At 43.5% G+C, this 19,859-nt stretch carries 18 protein-coding genes; 16 read left to right on the forward strand and 2 right to left on the reverse strand.

Annotated features, from left to right (window positions below):
* Nucleotides 1-51: 51 nt before the first annotated feature.
* The 6 genes from sucC to DABAL43B_RS00645 all read left to right on the forward strand — a co-directional run bounded on the left by sucC (nt 52) and on the right by DABAL43B_RS00645 (nt 7,458).
* A complete protein-coding gene (gene sucC, locus DABAL43B_RS00620) occupies nt 52-1,218 on the forward strand; it encodes an ADP-forming succinate--CoA ligase subunit beta (RefSeq protein ID WP_079690605.1) in 1,167 nt (388 codons plus the stop codon).
* A 139-nt stretch (nt 1,219-1,357) separates the two neighbouring features.
* Nucleotides 1,358-2,233, forward strand: a complete 876-nt coding sequence (gene sucD / locus DABAL43B_RS00625; protein ID WP_079690606.1) for a succinate--CoA ligase subunit alpha — start codon at nt 1,358-1,360, stop codon at nt 2,231-2,233.
* 115 nt (nt 2,234-2,348) lie between these two features.
* Entirely contained in the window at nt 2,349-3,380 is a 1,032-nt protein-coding gene (gene galE, locus DABAL43B_RS00630; RefSeq protein ID WP_079692979.1) for a UDP-glucose 4-epimerase GalE, read from the forward strand.
* A 54-nt stretch (nt 3,381-3,434) separates the two neighbouring features.
* Complete coding sequence (locus DABAL43B_RS00635; protein ID WP_079690607.1) at nt 3,435-4,319, forward strand: UTP--glucose-1-phosphate uridylyltransferase; 885 nt, start codon at nt 3,435-3,437, stop codon at nt 4,317-4,319.
* A gap of 3 nt (nt 4,320-4,322) precedes the next feature.
* Entirely contained in the window at nt 4,323-6,005 is a 1,683-nt protein-coding gene (pgi, locus tag DABAL43B_RS00640) for a glucose-6-phosphate isomerase (RefSeq protein WP_079690608.1), read from the forward strand.
* Nucleotides 6,006-6,042: 37 nt separating this feature from the next.
* Complete coding sequence (locus DABAL43B_RS00645) at nt 6,043-7,458, forward strand: hypothetical protein (RefSeq protein WP_079690609.1); 1,416 nt, start codon at nt 6,043-6,045, stop codon at nt 7,456-7,458.
* A gap of 143 nt (nt 7,459-7,601) precedes the next feature.
* On the opposite strand, the gene DABAL43B_RS00650 is transcribed toward DABAL43B_RS00645, so the two are convergent.
* Nucleotides 7,602-9,134 (reverse strand): phosphomannomutase, encoded by a 1,533-nt coding sequence (locus DABAL43B_RS00650; protein WP_079690610.1) that lies wholly within the window; start codon nt 9,132-9,134, stop codon nt 7,602-7,604.
* A gap of 155 nt (nt 9,135-9,289) precedes the next feature.
* On the opposite strand from DABAL43B_RS00650, the gene mazG reads away from it, so the two are divergent.
* The 8 genes from mazG to yjgA all read left to right on the forward strand — a co-directional run bounded on the left by mazG (nt 9,290) and on the right by yjgA (nt 16,938).
* On the forward strand, nt 9,290-10,153 hold the full coding sequence (gene mazG, locus DABAL43B_RS00655; protein WP_079690611.1) for a nucleoside triphosphate pyrophosphohydrolase: 864 nt from the start codon (nt 9,290-9,292) through the stop codon (nt 10,151-10,153).
* A gap of 61 nt (nt 10,154-10,214) precedes the next feature.
* Complete coding sequence (locus DABAL43B_RS00660; protein ID WP_227516708.1) at nt 10,215-10,517, forward strand: ComEA family DNA-binding protein; 303 nt, start codon at nt 10,215-10,217, stop codon at nt 10,515-10,517.
* Between the two features lie 165 nt (nt 10,518-10,682).
* Nucleotides 10,683-12,923 carry a polynucleotide adenylyltransferase PcnB gene (gene pcnB, locus DABAL43B_RS00665; RefSeq protein WP_079690613.1) on the forward strand — a complete coding sequence of 747 codons (2,241 nt, stop codon included), beginning with the start codon at nt 10,683-10,685 and terminating at the stop codon, nt 12,921-12,923.
* A gap of 34 nt (nt 12,924-12,957) precedes the next feature.
* A complete protein-coding gene (folK, locus tag DABAL43B_RS00670) occupies nt 12,958-13,524 on the forward strand; it encodes a 2-amino-4-hydroxy-6-hydroxymethyldihydropteridine diphosphokinase (RefSeq protein ID WP_079690614.1) in 567 nt (188 codons plus the stop codon).
* Nucleotides 13,525-13,598: 74 nt separating this feature from the next.
* A complete protein-coding gene (gene panB / locus DABAL43B_RS00675) occupies nt 13,599-14,399 on the forward strand; it encodes a 3-methyl-2-oxobutanoate hydroxymethyltransferase (RefSeq protein WP_079690615.1) in 801 nt (266 codons plus the stop codon).
* A 51-nt stretch (nt 14,400-14,450) separates the two neighbouring features.
* Nucleotides 14,451-15,335 carry a pantoate--beta-alanine ligase gene (panC, locus tag DABAL43B_RS00680; RefSeq protein WP_079690616.1) on the forward strand — a complete coding sequence of 295 codons (885 nt, stop codon included), beginning with the start codon at nt 14,451-14,453 and terminating at the stop codon, nt 15,333-15,335.
* 41 nt (nt 15,336-15,376) lie between these two features.
* Nucleotides 15,377-16,327 (forward strand): RNase adapter RapZ, encoded by a 951-nt coding sequence (gene rapZ, locus DABAL43B_RS00685; RefSeq protein ID WP_079690617.1) that lies wholly within the window; start codon nt 15,377-15,379, stop codon nt 16,325-16,327.
* Nucleotides 16,328-16,425: 98 nt separating this feature from the next.
* The gene (gene yjgA / locus DABAL43B_RS00690; protein ID WP_079690618.1) at nt 16,426-16,938 is read left to right on the forward strand and encodes a ribosome biogenesis factor YjgA; all 513 of its coding nucleotides are present in this window, start codon (nt 16,426-16,428) and stop codon (nt 16,936-16,938) included.
* A gap of 127 nt (nt 16,939-17,065) precedes the next feature.
* Here the strand turns inward: yjgA and DABAL43B_RS00695 are convergent, their stop codons facing one another.
* Nucleotides 17,066-17,686, reverse strand: a complete 621-nt coding sequence (locus tag DABAL43B_RS00695) for a thiol:disulfide interchange protein DsbA/DsbL (RefSeq protein WP_079690619.1) — start codon at nt 17,684-17,686, stop codon at nt 17,066-17,068.
* A 496-nt stretch (nt 17,687-18,182) separates the two neighbouring features.
* Between DABAL43B_RS00695 and ubiG the strand changes: the two genes are divergently transcribed.
* A complete protein-coding gene (ubiG, locus tag DABAL43B_RS00700; RefSeq protein WP_079690620.1) occupies nt 18,183-19,028 on the forward strand; it encodes a bifunctional 2-polyprenyl-6-hydroxyphenol methylase/3-demethylubiquinol 3-O-methyltransferase UbiG in 846 nt (281 codons plus the stop codon).
* Nucleotides 19,029-19,064: 36 nt separating this feature from the next.
* Nucleotides 19,065-19,775: an HAD family hydrolase gene (locus DABAL43B_RS00705; protein WP_079690621.1), complete on the forward strand. Its 711-nt coding sequence runs from the start codon at nt 19,065-19,067 to the stop codon at nt 19,773-19,775.
* Nucleotides 19,776-19,859 lie beyond the last annotated feature (84 nt).

Consider the following 19,859-nt stretch of genomic DNA (forward strand, 5'->3'; position numbering starts at 1 on the left):
ACGTACTTATTTTCACTTTTTATTAATGGTAAAAAACAAAGGATTCAATCAATGAATTTACATGAGTATCAAGCAAAAGAGCTATTAAAAAGCTACGGCTTGCCGATTCAAGAAGGCATCATTGCCTATAATGGCGACGAAGCAGCTGCAGCTTTTGATAAAACCCCAACTGATATTGCCGTTATCAAAGCCCAAGTACATGCTGGTGGCCGTGGTAAAGCGGGTGGTGTTAAATTGGTTAAGACTCGCGAAGAAGCCAAGCAAGTTGCTGAAGAACTTATCGGTACTAACTTAGTTACTTTCCAAACTGACGCTGATGGCCAACCAGTTAACTTCGTATTGGTTGCAGAAGATATGTACCCAGTACAAACTGAGCTATATCTTGGTGCCGTTGTTGATCGTTCTACGCGTCGCGTAACGTTCATGGCATCAACTGAAGGCGGCGTTGATATTGAAGAAGTGGCAAATGAAACGCCAGAAAAAATCTTCAAAGTAAACGTTGATCCATTAGTAGGGTTAATGCCTTACCAAGCGCGCGAAGTGGCTTTTAAATTGGGTCTTGAAGGCAAACAAATTAATCAATTCGTTAAATTGATGACTGGTGCTTATCAAGCATTTGTTGAAAATGACTTTGCATTGCTTGAGATCAATCCACTAGCCGTTCGTGAAAATGGCGAAATTGTTTGTGTTGATGGCAAAATCGGTATTGACTCAAATGCTCTATATCGTTTGCCTAAAATCGCAGCGCTACAAGATAAGTCACAAGAAAATGAGCGTGAGCTTAAAGCGGCTGAGTTTGACCTAAACTATGTTGCTCTAGAAGGTAACATCGGTTGTATGGTTAACGGTGCTGGTCTTGCGATGGCGACGATGGACATCATCAAATTGTATGGCGGCAAGCCTGCTAACTTCTTGGACGTTGGCGGCGGCGCAACTAAAGATCGCGTTGTTGAAGCATTCAAGATTATCCTTGAAGACAGCAGCGTTGAAGGCGTTTTAATCAACATCTTCGGTGGTATCGTACGTTGTGACATGATTGCGGAAGCTATTATTGCTGCTATCAAAGAAGTTGACGTAAAAGTACCTGTTGTTGTACGTCTAGAAGGTAACAACGCTGAAAAAGGTATTCAGATTCTACAAGATTCTGGTCTGAATCTTATTTCAGCTCAAGGCTTGTCAGACGCTGCTCAAAAAATTGTCGATGCTGTTAAAGCCTAAGCTCTTAAACGCTTAAGCAAATAAACATCGTAGTCAAAGCGTAATAGCGGCTTGCTGGTATAAAAATAGATCGTTAACATTTGATGGTCGACAAACCATCAAGTGGCTATTACAAGACAACCGAATAAAGGAAAAAATAATGAGTGTATTAATCGATAAAGATACCAAAGTATTGGTACAAGGCTTCACCGGTAAAAATGGTACGTTCCACTCTGAACAAGCTATCGAATACGGTACTAAAGTCGTTGGTGGCGTTACCCCAGGTAAAGGCGGTCAAACGCATTTAGGTCTACCAGTGTTTAATACGATGTCTGAAGCGATGGAAGCCACGCAAGCTGACGCTTCTGTTATCTATGTACCTGCTCCATTTGTACTAGATTCTATCGTTGAAGCAGTAGACGCGGGCGTGAAGTTGATTATCGTGATCACTGAAGGCGTACCTACTTTAGATATGCTAAAAGCCAAGCGTTATATCGAAGAAGCAGACGGCGTGCGTATGGTCGGTCCTAACTGCCCAGGCGTTATCACTCCAGGTCAGTGCAAAATCGGTATCATGCCAGGTCATATCCATATGCCAGGTAAAGTAGGCATCATCTCACGCTCTGGTACCTTGACTTATGAAGCCGTCGCTCAGACGACTAAGCTTGGTTTTGGTCAATCAACCTGTATCGGTATCGGTGGTGATCCTATCCCAGGTATGAACCAGATCGACGCGCTAAAACTGTTCCAAGAAGATCCACAAACTGAAGCGATCATCTTAATCGGTGAGATCGGTGGTACTGCTGAAGAAGAAGCAGCCGCTTATATCAAAGACCATGTCACTAAGCCAGTCGTTGGTTATATCGCTGGTGTCACTGCTCCTGAAGGCAAGCGCATGGGTCATGCTGGCGCTATCATTTCAGGCGGTCAAGGTACTGCTGAAGAGAAATTCAAAGCGTTTGAAGATGCTGGTATCGCGTATACACGTGACCCATCTAAACTAGGTGACAAGCTAAAAGAAGTTACTGGCTGGTAAGATAGGCATCTGTCTTAACCTATTGCTTAACTGCTAGAACTGCCTTGATATACTATAAAGACACCCCTACAATGGGGTGTCTTTTTTTGTTTTAAAAACTGCTTTGAGTGATGGTATGAAAAATAAAATATTGGTAACGGGCGGCGCAGGATATATCGGTTCTCATACTTGTATCGCTCTGCATGAAGCAGGCTACGATATCGTTGTCTATGATAACTTATCTAACAGTAGTCATGAGGCTATGAATCGGATCTCGAACCTTATTGGAAAGCCAATCGAGTTTATAGAAGGCGATATTCGAGATGCTGAGTCACTCAGGCAAGTATTTGTCACGCATCAGTTTTTTGGCGTGATTCACTTTGCGGGTTTAAAAGCCGTTGGTGAATCTGTTGCTAAGCCATTGATGTATTATAATAACAACGTCAGTGGAACGATTACGTTATTAGAGGTAATGACTGAGTATAACGTAAAGCGCTTGGTTTTTTCTTCCTCTGCTACGGTCTATGGTGATCCTAAAACGTTACCGATTGATGAGAGCTCGAAGCGCTCCTGTACCAATCCTTATGGTCAAAGCAAACTGGTCGTTGAGCATATTTTAGAAGACCTAGCCGTATCTGACAGTGATTGGAACCTAATCACACTTAGATATTTTAATCCAGTTGGTGCGCATTCATCAGGTCAGATTGGTGAAGATCCAAACGATATTCCTAATAATTTGATGCCTTATATTTCGCAAGTAGCCGTTGGTAAGCTGTCTCAGCTGAATATTTTTGGTAATGACTATGCGACAATTGATGGCACTGGTGTCCGTGATTTTATTCATGTCACTGACCTAGCCCAAGGCCACGTCGCCGCGCTTAATTACCTAGAGCAACAAAACTCAGCTTTAGGCTTCTTACCTATCAATCTTGGTACGGGTACGGGCACCTCAGTATTAGAGTTGGTGACGGCTTTCTCCGAAGTGTCAGGGCAAAAAATTCCTTACCAGTTCGCTGATCGTCGTGCGGGCGATATCGCAAGTTGTTATGCCAGTGCAGATAAAGCGCAATCTTTGTTAGGCTGGCAAGCAAAGCTGTCTATTACCGAGATGTGTCAAGATACATGGCGTTGGCAAAGCATGAATCCTCATGGTTACGACACAGTCTAAATTTTATAGAATATAGATTTGCCTCAATTCTTCTTTTAATACAGTTTAAAAATTATGAAAAAAATTACTCATGCTGTTATTCCGGTTGCAGGCTTTGGCACTCGTATGTTGCCATTGTCTAAATCAGTACCAAAAGAGCTATTGCCGCTTGGTAATCGTCCTGCCATTCATTATGTGGTCGAAGAGGCGATCGCTGCCGGTATTAAGCACATTGTATTGATCGGTCATGCGCAAAAAAGTGCGATTGAAAACTACTTCGATATCAATGCTGAGCTGGATAATCAATTGCGTGCTAAAGGTAAAGATGAGCTGGCGGATAGTTTAAACTGGCTACCTGATGATGTGACGGTATCGATGATACGTCAGGGTAAGCCATTAGGTTTGGGTCATGCTGTGCTTGCTGCACGGCCGATTATTGGTGAGCATAATTTTGCTGTACTGCTACCGGATGTGGTACTCGACCCATTTAACGGCGATATGTCTACGGATAACTTGTCCTTTATGATTGATGCTTTTGCTAAAGACAGTCATTCACAAATATTGGTCGATAAAGTTGCGGATGAGGATGTGCATAAGTACGGTATCGCCCAATTACATGAAGTGTTTAGCGATGCGAGTGCAGTAGATGACGAAGCGGATATGAATGTCAGCTTTAAAGTTGCTGGTTTTGTAGAAAAGCCCAATGTAGTAGAGGCACCCTCAAGACTCGCCGTGGTTGGTCGCTATGTATTTAGTAATAAAATTTTTGATTATTTAGCCAATACTGAAGCTTCGGTCGGTGGCGAGATTCAATTGACGGATGCCATTGACGCCCTCATCAGTGAGTATGGGGTCAATGTTACCACCATGCGCGGTGATAGTTATGATGCCGGTGATATGCGTTCTTACATGCAGGCGTTTATTTATTTCGCTCAGCAGCAATTAGCAGATAAAGAGTAACGGATGAACATTATAAAAGACGATAAAGTGTATGGTAGCGCCCGTCACTCTAAATATTGGCAGCCGCTGCAAACGCTAGCTGAACAGCCATGGTCGCTTGCTCAGCTATTTGCAAAAGATGATGAGCGAACGACTCGCTTTAGTACGCAAGCTGGTGCGCTATACATGGACTATAGTAAGCAGTGTATTGATGAGACGGTATTAGCGAATTTATTGAGCTTAGCAGATAGTTGTGATCTGTCTGCGCGTATTAAAGCTTTGCTGCAAGGGGCGATGGTCAATACCAGTGAGGAGCGCGCAGCTTTGCATACAGCGCTACGCTTACCGGCGAAAGCAACGTTACAAGTCGCTAACCAAGAATTTGGCAAACAAGATGTGGTCGCCGATGTCCATCACAGTTTGGCGCAGGTTGCCAGATTATCTGAGCGGGTACGTGATAATACATGGCGTGGTTTTTCAGGTAAAGCCATGACCGATGTGGTCAATATCGGGGTTGGCGGCTCTGATTTAGGGCCACTAATGGCGGCTACCGCGCTTGATGAGTGGGCAGATACCGATATCGAAGTGCATTTTGTCTCAAATATGGATGGCACCCAGCTTGATAATCTGCTCAAGCATTTAAATCCTGAGACCACTTTATTTATCATCTCATCGAAGTCTTTCGGTACCGTTGATACGTTATCGAATGCCAAAACGGCATTGTCATGGTTACTTGCAACGGCAAGTCTTCGCGCTGGTACTGAAGACAGTGTGTTACGTCGACATTTTATTGGTATCTCAGCCAATAGCGAAAAAATGAGCGCTTGGGGTATTCATCCTGAGCATCAACTACAAATTTGGGAATGGGTTGGTGGCCGCTTTTCTTTATGGTCAGCGATTGGATTGGCTATTGCCATTCGTATCGGTATGTCTGGGTTTAAACAGTTATTGGCCGGTGCTCATAGTATGGACGAGCATTTTGTCCAAGCAGATTTTGCAGAAAACTTACCCGTATTGTTAGGGTTGCTTGCAGTTTGGAACAGTACCTTTTTAAAAGTGAATGCCCATACGGTATTGCCTTATGATGGACGTTTAAGCTATTTACCCAGTTACTTGACCCAGCTTGAGATGGAAAGTAACGGCAAGTCGGTTACTCAGTATGGCGAGCGTATTGATTATGACACTTGTCCAATTCTTTGGGGTGAGATTGGCTCCAATGCTCAGCATGCTTTTTATCAACTGCTGCATCAAGGGACGCAGCAGGTTTCTTGCGACTTTATTGCCTGCGTACGTCGGTATAATGATGAGGCAAAAAATACGCCACTACAACAGCAGCATGAATTGTCTTTGGCCAATTGTCTGGCACAAAGCCGCGTGCTGGCTTTTGGTAATGCCGCTATCGCCGATACTGCGGCTCAGGTAGATTCTGATACCGACAAATATAAATACTACCGAGGCAATCAGCCTTCAACGACCTTGCTTATCGATGAGCTAACCCCGCATAGCTTAGGAGCGCTGATCGCGCTTTATGAGCATAAAGTTTATGTTATGGCGAGTATTTGGGATATCAACCCGTTTGACCAATGGGGGGTTGAAATGGGCAAGCAGATGGCAGAATCAGTTCATGACGCCATGCAGCAAGAGGGAAGTGTCCAATTTGACACTTCCACCAACCAGCTTTTAAAACACATTCAACAGCTGTCTTGATAGTTTTACTACGTCAATCATTATTAAAGGTAAAATCATGAGCGCTGATGTCATAGATAAACACACGTACACACCTGAACCAAATCCGCTTAATAATTCTGCTGTGAGTCCTACCGTCTGCGTCCTTATTGGTCATAGTATTGAAGCGGTTACCAGCGCAGTGGTGCTGGCAAGTTTAGGTCAGTGCGTTCATCTGTATGCAGATAGAGCGTTATTGACGCAGCAATTACAGCAATATGGTTTTGAGCATCATTTACAAGCATTATGGCAAATGTATGTGCAGCAGCAAAAAATTGTCATTTATGCGCTGCCTGACAGTGCTGATGCACTTATACAGTCCTATGAAGTTGTCAATCACAATGACGACCATAGCCGTAGTCATATAAGCCATGACATTAATAACCAAAAAATAGTTGCCCTATATTGGCTATTTTTAGACAGTATTAAGTTAGCATGGATAGAAGATAGCTGGATTACCGCTTTCAATCATAGTCAGCAGCAGACGCAACCGCTGATTATGAGTGGTATTGAGCAGCTAGGCGCTATTGCCGCATTGGCACAGCGTCTAAAGCGTGCTTGGGTCTATTATTTACCGTTCGTATTTTTAAAAGATGGTGACGCTTATAGCTCGATGTTGCAGCCATCTTTATGGTTACTTGGTGAAAAAACTGCGGACAGTAGCCAGCATTTAGGTATGCTGCAACCCTTAATGCAGCATGCTCGCGCGTCCCATCATGCTGATATTGCGACCATAGAGTTTGCTCGCAGTAGTATTATGGCGATGCTCGCAACGCGGGTAAGCTTTATGAATGAGATGTCACGCTTGGCTGATAGTCAACAGGTTGATATCCAACAAGTGAGCCAGATCATGGCACTTGATGAGCGAGTTGGCAGTAGCTATCTGCAAGCTGGCTGGGGTTTTGGTGGCAACACTTTACCGACTGAACTGATTAAGCTGCAGCAGTCGAGTCGAGAGCATAGCTTAGAGATGTCCTTATTACAGTCAGTCATGCACATCAATGAAGACCAAAAAGAGCTGATATTCCGTAAGTTTTGGCAATATTTTGATGGCTTTATCGACAATAAGACGGTGATTATTTGGGGCGGTAGTTATAAATCAGGATCGGGACGGACAGCGGAATCAGCCATTCATCCACTACTGGCGTTATTATGGTCTTATAATATCCGCACTCTGGTTTATAGTGATAAGGCGCAGGCTGAGCTTGCTGCCCTTTATGGGTCGCAGCCATTACTCCAATTGATTCACCGCCCTTATCAGCAGCTCAATGAAGCACAGGCGGTTTTTATCATCAGTTGGTCGCCACAAGATCAGCTGGATGTGGCAGCATTAAATCAACAAGCAATGCCTATATTTGATGCACAAAATGTATTAACACGAGCGCAAATTGACAGTCTCGTGGGTGATTATAGAGGTATTGGTCGCGCTAAATAAGGCTTTTTATCAAGTGCAAAACTAGCGCAGCAGACAACAGGCATTAAACTAAATCTATAAGAAAGCGCCAGTTAATATATTCATTAACTGGCGCTTTCTTATAGAAGAATCAGTGGTTTTTTAGAGGAGATAAAACTAAAGCATTAAGCAGGAATTGCACCTTGTGCCGCTAGCCATTGCTGAATCTCTTGTGTTTTAATGGTCAGTAACTGCGTATCGCCGCAGCTCTCAATATTCAGCCTAATAAGTGGTTCAGTATTGGAGGCACGTAAATTAAAACGCCATTCGCCAAAATCAAGACTTAGACCATCAAGCACCGATTTAGCTGGATGTTGCGCGCTAAATTTAGCTTCAATTGCGCTAATAATTGTCGGGGCATCATGAGTGGTAAGATGAAAGTTAAGCTCACCTGAGCTCGGATACGCTTTGATGTAACCGCTGACCAATTCTGATAACGTCTTGCCCGTGATAGACAATAACTCAATGGTCAGTAACCATGGAATCATACCGCTATCGCAATAGAAAAAGTCGCGAAAGTAATGATGAGCGGACATCTCGCCACCATAAATAGCGCCAGAATCACGCATGACGTGCTTGATAAATGAGTGCCCAGATTTACTGATGACCGCCTTGCCATTATGTTCTTTTATAACGGCTTCAGTGTTATAAATCACACGAGGGTCATACACAATCGACTCACCTGCATGTTTATTTAAAAACGCCTGAGCAAGCATACCGACTATATAACTGCCATCAATAAATTCACCATTTTCATCAAATAAGAAGCAGCGGTCAAAATCACCGTCAAAGGCAACACCAAGGTCGGCCTTGTTTTCTAGGACAGCCTGCTGGGTGGCAGCTCTATTAGCCAAAATCATTGGATTAGGAATGCCATTTGGAAAGCTGCCATCAGGTGTATGGTGCAGTTTAATTACTTCAATGGGCGCGCCAGCTTGTTTCAGCTTATCAATCAATAAGTCAACCACAGGACCAGCACTGCCATTGCCTGAATTAATAACCAGCTTTAACGGTTTCAATTTATCGATATCTAAAAAGCTCATGACATGGTCGATATAGGCACTTTTATCAGTCAACAGTTGCAACTTTCCGGATGGCTTATCAGTAGTAAATTTTCCCGATTCTGCTAATGCTTGAATCTCTGCTAAGCCATCATCGCCACTAATCGGCTTTGAGTGTTCCTTGACCAGTTTTAAGCCATTATAATTGATAGGATTATGGCTGGCAGTGACTTCAATACCGCCTAACGCTTGATAGTGACTGGTGGCAAAATATACTTCTTCCGTTCCAGTCATGCCCAAATCGATAACATCGACGCCTGCATCTATCATACCTTTGATCGTGGCTTGTTTTAATTGCTCGCTTGAATCACGGATATCGCTACCAATAACGATAGCAGGCTGTAGCGTTGCCATGTCGCTAATCACACTATCGATAATATCATTGTCGCTAGTATCATTATTGTGAGTCTCTACTGCCGCCTGATCCTGATAGCGTTGAAATAAAATCTGTGCAAAGGCACGCCCAATACGATAAGCGATATCTTCATCGAGATTTACTCCAAGCTCGCCACGAATATCATAAGCCTTAAATGAATTGATAATAATAGGGTTAAATTCAGTGGCTGGTTGATAGCCAATAGTCGCAGAAGTGGACATGATGATGAGGTTCCTTGCGCGTGAGCAGTGGTAAAATGAGTAAGTAGTAACACAATTATAAGCCAATCAGCGTTCAATGATACACTAACTGCTCCATTGCTATGAACGCCACTTTATTCTGTTGCCTAATCAATTAAAATATAAGAGCATTCTTTATGAGTATTCTAAAAAAACAAATCTCAGCACCTACAGCTGTGCAAGGAACGCCTGCAGCAAGCGGTGAATTGGACGATTTATTGGCATTAATGGCGCGGCTGCGTAGCGATTGTCCTTGGGATAAAAAACAAAGCAATCACAGTCTCATTGCTTATGCGATTGAAGAGGCTTATGAGTTAGGTGAAGCGGTACAAAGTAATGATGATGAAGATATTAAAGGTGAGCTTGGCGATGTACTGTTACAAGTGGTGTTCCATTGTCAGATGTATGCTGAGCAAGGGCGTTTCGATATCAGTGACGTCATTACTACCTTACAAGAAAAACTAATTCGCCGTCATCCGCATGTATTTGAAGCTGAAAGACTTACAGATGAAGCGGCAGTGAAAGTGCGCTGGGATGAAATTAAAGCGGAAGAGCAGCAAGCACGCGAAGCACGTGGTAAACCAAAACGCCGTTTAGATAACACCAAAGCAGGTAGTGCACTTATGCAGGCACAGGATGTGCAAAAACAGGCTTCAAAACTGGGTTTTGACTGGGAAGGTGTCAGCGGTGCATTTGATAAGCTTGATGAAGAAATAAACGAGCTGAAGGCTGAGATTGTAGATAAGTCTAAAGATGAGATAAACGCCAATATTGCCGATATTGAAAAAGAGCTGGGTGATTGTATGTTTGCGCTGGTTAATGTGGCGCGCAAATTAAACCTCGATGCAGAAACAGCGACGCTGACTTGTGTGCATAAATTTAAATCACGCTTTGGCTATATTGAAGAACAGTTAGCCGCCGCGGGTAAGTGTCTAGAAAATAGTGATATAACTGAAATGGACGTGCTGTGGGAAGCGGCAAAACAACATGAACGCACATAATAGATCGTCACTCACGCATTTGATAACGAGCACTGCTCTCTATTTAGCGTACATTTTTCCCATGTTACTTAATAACGCTTATGCTGCGCCGTGTTTTGATAATGCCCAAAGTGCTTATAAATACCTTTTGGAACAAGAGACGACGCTGACCCAAGCGCATACGCAAACAGGTATTAATATCAATCGGGCGACAGAAGGTGAGCTGACAGCGCTGAATGGAATTGGCAGCAGCAAAGCGCAAGCCATTATCCTATATCGTGAAATGTTCGGTAGCTTTAAAACGGTTGATGAATTAACTAAGGTGAAGGGGATTGGTGCAAAAACCGTTGAGAAAAATCGTGGACGTTTAACCGTGCAAGATTAATCGCTGTATTTTGCTTTAATTAACCCCAATATTGACAAATTAGCATGTAAGTAAATGTCTAAATACACCCAGCAAGCTTAAAATTTGTTAAACTAGCAGGTACATCCGCCTGATAGACGCTGTGTTCGTCAGGGTTGGTTAAGAATAAAGGCAAGGAGTAGATGCATGGCCGAGCGTGCCGCCAAGCAGTTAGAACTGAATAAATCTGAATTACCCAATTCCATTACTGAAGTGATTGCCACCCTAACCCGAGCTGGGTTTGACGCCTATATCGTCGGCGGTGGCGTGCGTGATACCTTGCTAGGTCTGCGTCCAAAAGATTTCGATGCGGTCACTGATGCCAAGCCTCATGAGATTAAAGATGTCTTTGGTAAGCGCTGCCGTATTATCGGCCGCCGTTTTCAGTTGGCGCATGTGTACTCTGGGCGTGAGCTTATCGAAGTGGCGACGTTCCGTGGTCCACCTATCAATGATTCCAATACCAATCAAGATGGTATGATTCTGCGCGACAATGTCTGGGGCGATATCAAACAAGACTTTGCCCGTCGTGATTTTTCTATCAATGCCCTTTATTATCAACCGCTTAAAGGTGTGGTTCATGATTTTTGCGGGGCGCTTGAAGATATTGATAATAAAATTATTCGCTTATTAGGTAATGCACCGACGCGTATTGAAGAAGATCCGGTCAGATTGTTGCGTGCTTTGCGCTTTAAAGCTAAGTTGGGCTTTGAATTTGATAAAGAGCTGTCCGAGCAATTTCATGATGGCAACTGGGCGCTGCTAGAACAAATCTCTCCTCATCGCCTTTATGATGAAACGCAAAAGATGTTTACCGGTGGCTATCTAGTACCGTTATTGCCATTATTGTTTGAGTCAGGTGCGATTGATAGCTTAATTATTTATCCGCCCTCTGAGCCTAGTGCTTTAGTACAGCAAGTGGCTATTAATACCGATAAACGTATTGGCGCTGGTAAAAGTATCAATCCGGCATTCTTTTACGCTGCTTTGCTGTGGGAAAATTATTTACATCAATTAGAAAAAGCCAAAAAGCGCAATATGCCTTTTGCGGACGCACAAATGCATGCAGCGGGCAAAGTTATTGATCGTCAACGTATTAAGACGGCCATTCCGAAATTCGCTGAACAATTTATCCGAGATATTTGGATATTGCAGCCAAAACTAGCCGCGCCGCGTAGCAAACAGATTGTACAGCTATCTGAGCATCCACGCTTTCGTGCCGGTTTTGATTTCTTATTATTGCGCGAGCAGTGCGGCGATGCTGAGCATCCATTATCTGAATCGACCAATGGTATGGGCGACTGGTGGCAGACCTATCAAACTTTGTCCGAGCAGCAACAAGATCAAGCCATTGACGATTTTGATGAAAATATTCGCCGCGGTGCCTATAAACAAGGACAGCGTAGTCGTGGCCGTAATCGCCAAAATACTCAGACTTCGAACGATACTGCCAAGGTGAATCGAGTAGATAGCGATATCCAAGCATCTGATCATAACAATACTAGAGCGACTGCTGTCAATGACGCTTCAAATGTACCGACACGCCGCCGCCGTGCCAGTCAGCATATACCTGCTAACCAAAAAAACAAAGGTTATAGTGCGCAGCAAGTCACACAAGACAATAATGAGCTGGCACAGCTGCAGCAATTGTCTTTGGCTAGCTATAATGATGACACTAACCAGCAGCATACGCCAAAACCTGCGCCACTGTTTGTTATAGAGCACGGTAACGTTGTGCCGCCTCTTAAAAAGCAGCTACCAATTGCAGAGAAGGCGAGGTCTAAGCCTACTCAAGCGCCTATGCAGCAAAATGCATCGGCCAAAAAAGCATCAACAGAGACTCAATCACAGAAACAAGAGACAAAAGCTGTTGTTAAAGTGCCTGTTGCTAAAGTGCCTGTTGCTAAAGTGCCTGCTGCTAAAGTAGATTCAAACAATCTCTCGCACAATAAAGTAGCAGTAGAGACTCAGTCATCTTCGAGTGGCGCACGTGCTGTATCCTATGAAACTCGTACAGTAGCACAGTCACCTGCACTCGTAAGCATGAATAATGAGCCGATACCGCATAAACGCCGTCGTCGTCAGCCTACTGTAATTGAAAACACTGGCATTGTAGCAGAAGTTAGCAGTGCCAAAAAAGCAACGGCAACAGATGCTAATAGCAATGAGAAAGCAGCTGGCAAGTACGCAAAAAAAGCGCCTAAGCCGGTCACTCACTCTGCCGATGAAGTGGTTAATAAGGCTCAAAAACCCGCTAAAGCATCAACTGCAAAGCCTGCTAAAACCAGTCAAGTTGCCAGTCCAACAGTTGTTAGTAATATGAATAATAGTAAAGGGCCTGTGCCATCGAAGCGTCGCCGTCGCCAGCCAAGCGTCAATGACGTTTAACGTCCACAGCGGATATGAGAGTAAAGTGATAACGATGAACACGCGCTTTAATGATGTTGATAGTAATGATATCGCTGCTTGCTCTTGGATTATCTGCTATGTGGGCTTGGGCAGTAATTTAGCAAATGAGCTTGGTTCGCCGGTAGAGCATTTACAGCAGGCACTTGAAGTGATGCAAGAAGATGAAAAAGTACGCAAGGTGCGTGTTTCTTCATTCTATGCATCAATACCGATGGGACCACAAGATCAGCCTGACTTTGTCAACGCGGTCGCTGGTTTTGAAACCATATTCACGCCGCTTGAACTGCTGGCATTTTGCCAACAACTAGAGCAGCAAGCCAAACGTGCCCGCCTGCGCCATTGGGGTGAACGTAGTCTTGATGTCGATATATTACTATATGGCGACGCACAAATCGCAGAGCCACAATTGACAATACCGCATGCTGGCTTACATGAGCGTAATTTTGTCTTGATACCGCTGCGCGAGTTAGCGCCAGAGCTAATCATTACTGGCAAGCCAATAACGGATTTTCCACATAGTAGTGATTGGACAGGCTTAAAATTATTATCAAATAATGAGCTAAGCCGTAATCAAATATAGATAAGCCAATCGTTAAAGCTATTGATGCTTGATGAATAGTCATAATTATTATAGTTAAAAGTATTGAGGGTGATATGACAACGTTATCTACTTTAAATAAATTTAAAAAAGACGGCACCAAGTTTACTTGCCTGACCTGTTATGACGCGATGTTTGCGCGCATGATGGAAAAGGCACAAATCGATACGATTTTGATTGGTGATAGTTTGGGCATGGTGGTGCAAGGCCATGATTCAACGTTGCCTGTGACCGTCGATGATATGGCTTATCATACGGCCAATATCGCGCGTAGTAACAAGCACGCCCTCATTTTAGCTGACCTGCCATTTATGAGTTATGTGACTCTGCCAGAAGCGGTTACTAATAGTCGTAAGCTGATGCAAGCAGGCGCGCATGTGATTAAAATCGAAGGCGGTAGTGAGCTTTGCGAGTTGGTGACAACATTGGCGCAAGCAGGCACGCCAACTTGTGCGCATTTAGGATTAACACCACAGTCAGTCAATGTGTTTGGCGGTTATAAAATCCAAGGTCGCGGTGATGAGGCTGGCAAGAAGCTAATAGAAGATGCTAAAGCTGTGGTTGCCGCAGGTGCTGCCCTTTTAGTACTAGAATGCGTGCCTGCTGAGCTGGCCAAAGCCGTAACAGAAGCGGTTGCAGTGCCAGTAATAGGCATTGGGGCTGGTGCAGATACGGATGGTCAAGTATTGGTCATGCATGACATGCTAGGTATGGTACATGGTCGCGTTCCGCGCTTTGTTCATGATTTTTTGACCGATGAGCGCAATACTGAGCATAGTATCGAAGGCGCATTTGCCCTTTATCAGCAATCGGTACGTGAAGGCAGTTTCCCCACAGAGCAGCACCAATTCAGCTAGGCTGATATAACATTCTAGTGTTTATGCTTATAAGTAGAAGACTATTTAACCATGCCCATTATTCATCATCATATCTCAGCGTTGAGAGCGACTCTACAGCTTTACCGTGCTAAACAACAACGCATTGCTTTAGTACCAACGATGGGAAATTTGCACGATGGTCATCTAGAGCTGGTAAAAATAGCCAAACAGCATGCCGATATCGTGGTCGTTAGTATCTTTGTTAATCCGACTCAATTTGGCGTTGGCGAAGATTTTGATAGCTATCCACGCACGTTAGATAACGATGTCGCAAAACTGGTAAACGTTGGTGCAGATTACGTGTTTGCACCAAGTATTGATGAGATGTATCCCGTATTACCGCCGCCTACATCAGTGCTCGCAGGGGAGATTGCCGGTCAGTTATGCGGTCAATCACGTCCTAGCCACTTTGATGGGGTAGGCATCGTCGTCTCTAAGCTCTTTAATATTGTGCAACCTGATGTGGCTATTTTTGGCCAAAAAGACTATCAGCAATTGGCGATTATTAAGCAATTGGTTCGTGATTTGAGTTATGCCATTGATATCATTGGCGCGCCTATTGTGCGTGCTGCTGATGGCCTAGCACTATCCTCTCGTAATCAGTACTTAAGCGAATCTGAGCGCCAAACAGCGCCGATTTTGCAGCAAGAATTACAGTATTTAGCCAAACAGATTGGCGACGGAAAATATGAGCAGCAAGGGTTTGAGAAGCTTTTAGAAGAGTCTCGCCAGCGCATGACCAGTGCAGGTTTTATTATTGATTATCTAGAAATAAAAACGGCTGAACTGACTGCTATCGCTCGTAACTATGCAAGCGTCAGTGATAATCAGCCGTTTGTTATTTTGGTTGCTGCATGGTTAGGTCGTGCGCGCTTGTTGGACAATCAGTTAGTGACGGGCAAGCAGCCGTTATGACACAGTAATTTGCGGGATGCAATTTATTAGGATGACGGAACATGAATGTAAGTAATGACGGTAATAACGATCAAGCAAAGCAAATATCAGCTAATGATCGGTTGAGTATATTGGTCGTGTCAGGACGTTCAGGATCAGGTAAAACCTCAGTACTAAATATCCTAGAGGATTTAGGCTATTACTCTATTGATAACCTACCTTTGTCTTTGGTTCCTGAAGCGGCACAAAAGCTGGTTTGTGATAGCGGTATTAAACGCATCGCACTTGGCGTCGACATTCGTACGCCGCGTGCGGATTTATCGAATTTTGCTGCAACTCATGATGCTTTAAAGCAAACCTATGGCGAAGACGCGGTCACAGTGATGTATGTGACGGCACAAGAGGAAACCTTAGTTGCGCGCTTTAATGCCACCCGCCGCATTCACCCTTTGATGGTACAAGATACCAAAGGCGTAGAGAATACAGTTTATAACTTACCCGCGGCAATTGAAAAAGAAATCAAGCTTTTGCAGCCGATATTTAAACAGGCTGATATCAAAATAGATACCAGTATGCTGAATATTCATCAGCTAAAAGAGCGCCTTCGTGATTATGTCGGCGTTGATAATCAGATAGTCATTAATCTGTTATCTTTTGGTTTTAAATACGGCAGCCCTATCGATGCAGACTTTGTCTTTGATGTCCGGATTTTACCCAATCCGCACTGGAATCCGACCCTGCGAGCTGCGACTGGTCTTGACGCCGAAGTGGCTGAGTTTTTTGCCGATTATCCGGAAGTGTCGGAGATGACTGAAGATATCGCCAAATTCCTCAATCGGTGGTTACCGGATTTTTTACATAATAACCGTCATACGGTAACGGTCGCTATAGGTTGTACGGGCGGCAAACATCGCTCGGTGTTCATTACTAAGCATTTACAAGATAAGCTGACAGCCAGCCTACCTGAGGGCTTGACCGTTGTTGCCAAGCATCGCGAAAAGTATCGTTGGTAGTAGTTAGTAAGCGCGGGCAACACGCTGTTATTTTGAATTGACTGTATAAAAAGCATTATTAACTTTATTATTTATTATCTCGAAAACGGAAAGCTTTTATGATTGACTGGTCAGAACATGATATGCGCGTCTCGCGCACAGAGCTTAAAAAATCTCATGAGCGCTTGCAACAGTTGTCGATACCGCTTGCGAGCTTATCGAAAAAGCAGCTCAAAAACCTACCAGCAAGCGATTACTTTATGGCAGAGTTGATGGCGCTTGCCGATATTACTAGTGCCAATGCACGTAATCGCCAAACCAAACGCGTTGGTAAACTTATCAGTGAAGAAAACCGCCATGAATTGGTAAAAGCCTTGTTTGATGCTTTTTTTCCAAAAGAGCAGGTGTCTAAAATTGAAAGTTGGCATGAGCGTTTAAACATCAATGACGAAGGCACGCTCAAGCAGTTCGTTAAACAATATAAAGCCTCTGAGCGTAATAGTATGTATCAGCTGCTGCTGTGGATTGAATACGCCAAACATACGCAAGATGATGAATTGATGGCGGAGTCTAAAGAAGACCTAGCAAGCTATATTCGTGAAGTGGCGATATTGTCGCAGTTAAAAGGTTAGTTATTTTATTGTTTTAGAATAGCAACCTTATAAAACATAAAGGCTAGCAAAAAATCTTTCGATAGACCATAAAAAAGCCAATCACTATGATTGGCTTTTTTACATTCTATTAGCTATATAAGCTGAATTACTTTTTCTCAGCACGTACTTTATTGACTAAGTAATCAACCACTTTAGGTACAGTAGCACTTTCGCCAGTCACGACATATTTGCCTTGGACGATAACGGCTGGTACACCTGAGATTTGATAACGCTTAGCACCTGCTTGTGAGCGACCGATTTTTGTACCCACAGCAAATGAGTTATAAAGGCTGTTAAATTTCTTTTGGTCAACGCCTTTAGACGCATACCATTTGCTTAATGAAGCTTGGTCGAATAATTGCTTGCCATCTTTATGTACTGCCTCAAATAGCGCATCATGGGTTTTGTCTTCATAGCCTAATAACTGAGCGGCATAAAAACCACGGGCGCTGGCTTCCCAAACAGGGTTAAGCGCTGCTGGCGTTTTAAAGAATGCCACATCTTTACCCTTGGTTTTTGCCCATTTTTCCATATGCGGATTGAGAACGTTACAATGTGGGCAACCATACCAAAAGAACTCACGCACAATGATAGCATCACCGCTGATTTTTTCTGGGTTGTCTAGCACACGATAGTCTTTTCCTGCGACATAATTGGCGGCTTGAGCGCCCATATTGGCAAGCCCAATAGCACAAGCTAGACCAGTCAATGCGATGATACGTTTCATACTTATTCCTTGAGGTATCGAGATTTAGAGATTTCTTGGGATGTTGATATAGGTTTTGGAATGGATAAACGACCATTCTTCGATTGAATCGACCTATAGTAGAGTAGCGACTATAATAACGTAAAATGCTGGTACTTGTGAACCTGATTCTTAACTAAAGGTTGTAAAGCTGTGCGCTATTATTTAAGGTATCTTACTGATAACTTTTAAGCTTACGGTTTTTAAAGCTTATCATTGCTCAAGATTCTGATTATTCAAAATTAGCATTTAAGAATGTCATCATTTAAGGCGATTTAAAATAATTAAAGCCACTGTTATTTATCACTTATTATAAAAAGTTGATACCCGATAATGGTAACGCCTAAGTATACAGTCAGCCGATTCACAATCGGTGACGATGTACGCACGACAAAGCCGCTGCTCCCATGCTAATATTGACTGTATAATCATGCACTGTATACGATAATAACTATAATGCCAATAAAGGAAAAATCCTATGAGCCAAGCTTTATCTTCTGAGCAGTCTTTGAGTAGTCAAGGAAATAACGATACCAATGCTGTTAATGGTCTTGACGATACTATTGCTACCGCTATCAATGTAGATGCAAGCGAAGTTGAAAAATTTAACAACTTGGCAAGTGAGTGGTGGAATAAAACCGGGGCTTTTGCTACCTTACACGAAATCAATCCGCTGCGTCTTAATTGGATAGAAGAAAACGTTAAGCGCGGCTATATAAGTAGAGACCATACGAAAACTGCAGAAATGGGTTTGGCTGGTAAAAAGGTGCTGGATGTAGGTTGCGGCGGTGGTATCTTGTCGGAATCAATGGCACGGCGCGGCGCGGATGTGACCGGTATTGATCTCGGTACGGAAAACCTAAAAGCTGCTAGCTTACACGCTGAACAAAGCCACTTAAATGAGAGCTTGCGCTATCAGCATATCCCGATTGAAGCATTGGCAGCTACTCATGCTGGGCAGTTCGATGTGGTAACCTGCATGGAGATGCTTGAGCATGTGCCAGACCCAAGCGCCATTGTAGAAGCTTGCTTTAAGTTACTAGCGCCAGGTGGCGTTTGCGTCCTATCGACCATCAATCGCAATCCTAAATCGTATCTGTTTGCCATCGTTGGTGCAGAGTATGTCTTGCGCTTACTTGATCGCGGCACCCATGATTACGCAAAATTTATTACTCCAGCTGAGCTAGATAAAATGGCTATTAATGCAGGATTTACGCGTCAAGACATCATTGGACTACACTATAATCCGCTGACCAAACGCTACTGGCTGGCACAAAATGTCGATGTGAATTATATGATGGCAGTGCAAAAACCCCTTGTTTAAAAAAATATTTGATAACCATAACTAAGAGCGCCCATTATGAGCCAATTTGTGAAAGCTGTTTTGTTTGACCTTGATGGGACATTGATCGATACAGCCGCTGATTTTGTAAGAATTATTGGTAAAATGAGCCGTGAAAATGAGTGGCAAGCGCCATCTGAAGCAGAAATTCGCGAGCAAGTCTCTGCGGGTGCCTCAGCGATGGTAAAGCTCATGTTACGTCACAACGACCAAGTTGATTTCAGTGAGGAAACTTTACTTGAGTTTCGTCAGCAGTTTTTAGACGATTACGAAGCAGAGATTTGCGTCGATAGCTGTGTATTTAGTGAGCTTGAAGAAGTTCTGAGCACACTTGAATTAAAAGGCGTACCGTGGGGTATTGTGACCAATAAACCACGTTATTTAGCAGAGCAGTTATTAGAAAAAATGGAGCTAGATGGGCGCTGTGCGGTTTTAGTTTGTCCTGATGACGTGTCACGCCCCAAGCCTGATCCGGAGCCTATGTATGTGGCGTTAGAAAAGCTTGGTATCCCTCGAGGTGCTGCTGAAAGTGTACTCTACGTAGGAGATCACGTCCGTGATATCGAGGCTGGTAATGCTGCTGGCATGCCCACTATTTTAGCCGCTTATGGCTATATTCCACCTGAAGATCAAAATAACTTGAAGAAGTGGGGCGCAGATTATATTACTGATACTCCTAAACAATTGAACAAACTGTTGCTTTCTTCTGGTAAGTTTGACTATCTATAAATGAAATCAGCTATAAATCAAACGCGTTATCAGTCAGTGTTTTAACACGTGCCGCAATGATTAAACATCCCATCTATTAAATGA

It is taken from the genome of Psychrobacter sp. DAB_AL43B (assembly GCF_900168255.1).
GTDB lineage: Bacteria > Pseudomonadota > Gammaproteobacteria > Pseudomonadales > Moraxellaceae > Psychrobacter.